We start from the raw sequence: 1,249 nt of genomic DNA on the forward strand, positions 1-1,249 counted from the left end.
GCCCGGAAGCTGAGGTCGCCCCGGCGCCACTCGCCGCCCAGCGCGACGTTCGGCTGCTGGCCCAGCGTGCCCGCCACGAGCACCTGCGTGTCGCGGTTCACGCGGTAGCGACCCGTGAGGTCCACCGTCCAGCCCGACGCGGCGACGCTCGTCGGGGACTCCGCGAGCGGCGAGATGGGATCGAAGACGGCCAGGGGCGTCGTCCAGACGTTCGCGCTCACGCCCAGCGCGACGGGACCGACCGTCCCGGACGCGCCCGACGAGAGGCTCCAGCCGCCCCGGAAGGCGAGCGCGCCCGACAGGCGCACCCCCACCGTGCCGAGCACGGACAGGTCCAGGCCCCGTGAGAAGGCGAGGTCGACGGCGCGGTCGCTCACGCCGAACGCGGCGGTCCCGCCGCCGAACCCGAGGTCGGAGAGGCCGACCCGGACGGACGTGCCCGTGGAGCTTCCCGTGGTCGAGCCGCTCAGGTCGAGGGACGTGGCGAGCGCGGCCGACGGGCCGCAGGTCAGCAGGGCGATCAGCAGGGCGCGGTTCACGCCACCGAGCGTAGCAGGACCCGCGCGCACCGACCGTGCGACCGCACGGGGCGTCAGGAAAGCGTCAGCGCCGCTTCACGAGGCGCGTGTATGGTGTCCGCATGCGAGTCCACTGGCCCCTCGCGGTCGTCGCGTCGATCTCCATGGTCGCGTGCGCGCCCCGCCAGCCGATCCTTCAGGTTCCCGAGTTCAAGGTGCAGAGCGTCGCGCTGCGCAGCCTCACCCTGCCCGGCCTCGGGCGGCCCGCCGTCGCGACCCTCAGTGTGCAGCTGCGCGTCCATAACCCCAACCCGGTGTCCGTGCGCGTCGCCCGCGCGGGGGGACGCATCCTCCTCGACGACCTCGACGTCGGCACTGTGAACCTCCCGAACGTGGACCTCCCGGCGGGCGGCGACGCCACGCAGGAGGCCGTCGTGGATCTGCCCGTGACCCTCGCGAACCTCGCGACCTTCGTGAAGGTGGGGCGAGGCGAGGCCGTCCCGTACCGTCTGGAGGGCAGCTTCACGGTGGACGCGGGCCTGCTCGGGAAGCCCACCTTCGGCCCGTACGTGGTGGCGCAGGGCGTGCTCAAGCAGCCACGCATCCTTCCCTGATTCCCTACACTGACCGCCGTGGACCTTCCTGACGTCTCCCCTGCCGCCCCTGACCTCGGTCAGTGGGCGTACCGTCCCGACGCGCCGCTGCGCGGGCGGCCCGGCGGTCCCCTGGCG

General features: G+C 73.7%; 1 protein-coding gene and 1 pseudogene. One reads left to right on the forward strand and one right to left on the reverse strand.

Annotation, left to right across the window (positions count from 1 at the left end; all coding sequences use genetic code 11):
• Positions 1–539: pseudogene (locus DEIPI_RS40075) on the reverse strand (hypothetical protein); the annotation flags it as partial.
• A 101-nt stretch (positions 540–640) separates the two neighbouring features.
• Between DEIPI_RS40075 and DEIPI_RS0116135 the strand changes: the two are divergent.
• Positions 641–1,132 carry an LEA/WHy family protein gene (locus DEIPI_RS0116135; protein ID WP_027482451.1) on the forward strand — a complete coding sequence of 164 codons (492 nt, stop codon included), beginning with the start codon at positions 641–643 and terminating at the stop codon, positions 1,130–1,132.
• The last annotated feature ends 117 nt before the right edge of the window (positions 1,133–1,249 follow it).

Origin of the sequence: Deinococcus pimensis DSM 21231 (genome assembly GCF_000519345.1) — a bacterium.
In the GTDB taxonomy this organism is placed as follows: Bacteria; Deinococcota; Deinococci; order Deinococcales; family Deinococcaceae; genus Deinococcus_A; species Deinococcus_A pimensis.

Excerpts from the sequence above, each read along its gene's own strand:
- DEIPI_RS0116135 (WP_027482451.1), top strand. The coding sequence starts at position 641 with ATGCGAGTCCACTGGCCCCTCGCGGTCGTCGCGTCGATCTCCATGGTC.